2 protein-coding genes are annotated in these 1,054 nt (G+C 57.2%); both read left to right on the forward strand.

Annotation, left to right across the window (positions count from 1 at the left end; all coding sequences use genetic code 11):
• Window positions 1-259 (forward strand): Smr/MutS family protein (locus V6C07_RS07060; RefSeq protein ID WP_333535646.1); only part of this gene is annotated, 259 nt, incomplete at its 5' end.
• Window positions 260-734: 475 nt separating this feature from the next.
• Window positions 735-1,054, forward strand: a 320-nt coding sequence (locus tag V6C07_RS07065) for a CHC2 zinc finger domain-containing protein (protein ID WP_333535648.1), incomplete at its 3' end; no start/stop codon positions are given.

Genomic DNA, 1,054 nt, shown 5'->3' on the forward strand with positions numbered 1-1,054 from the left:
CGGGGCAGCCGGCGGCGCCTCGTTGCGCCTTGACATGCGCGGGCTTCGTGCTGATGTTGCCCTTGCGGAACTGGAACAGTTTATGGACAAGGCGCTGCTGGCCGGTTTTCGGGAAGTGGAGGTTGTTCACGGACGCGGTACGGGGGCGTTGAGGCGTCAGGTTCATGATTTTTTGCGCGCCTTTCCGGCTGTGGAAAGCTTTTGCCTGGCCCCCGAAGACAGGGGCGGCGACGGCATGACCATTGTAATCCTGCGATAAAACAAGAGTAAAATAAATTACTCCGGCGATGCGACGGGCAGACGCCCGACACAAGGGTACACGACACAAGGGCGCATGTGAGTGCAGCCGTTACCACAAGGTTTTGCGCGTAAAGGCAGTGGCGTCGTGTGTTTGCGCCATTGTGCGTCGCTGCCGCCGCCGTAAAATTTAAAAAATAATTTCCAACGGTACATTGTTCAGGAGCTGCTTGCAGCCAAACGCATTACCAAAAAACGGACAGTACCCGGCGTGATCACGGCGCATGGACGAAAGCACCGTCAGTGCAGCAAAAATGCTTCTGCGCCCGTCAATGGAAGAAATCCGTTGCGCAGCGCAGGCATCATAAAAATCACCCGTGCCACATGCGGCAGGGTTGGAAGCTGTCTGCCGATTTGTCTGCGCACTGCGCAAGCGCCCTGCCCAGCAGGCGCACAAACAGTTTTTCCGGCAAAGCGGAAAGGAAGATTATCTGCCAATGCAGTCCAGGGATGCCATACGCGCCATCAAGGAGCGCATGAATATTGTGGACGTTGTGCGCCGCTATGTAGAGCTGAAGCGCAACGGCCCGCGCTGGGTGGCGCCCTGCCCTTTTCATCAGGAAACAAAGCCGTCCTTTTCCGTCAACGAGGACCAGGGCCTGTTTTATTGCTTCGGCTGCCACGCTTCGGGCGATATTTTCGATTTTTACAGCCGCATCAACGGGCTGGACTTTAAGGAAACACTTGAACAGTTGGCCGCCGAGGCGGGCATAACCATTGAGCGTGGCCCCGGCGGCGCGCGTCGGCAGGGCGAAGA

Origin of the sequence: Desulfovibrio sp. 1214_IL3152 (genome assembly GCF_036763055.1) — a bacterium.
In the GTDB taxonomy this organism is placed as follows: domain Bacteria; phylum Desulfobacterota; class Desulfovibrionia; order Desulfovibrionales; family Desulfovibrionaceae; genus Desulfovibrio.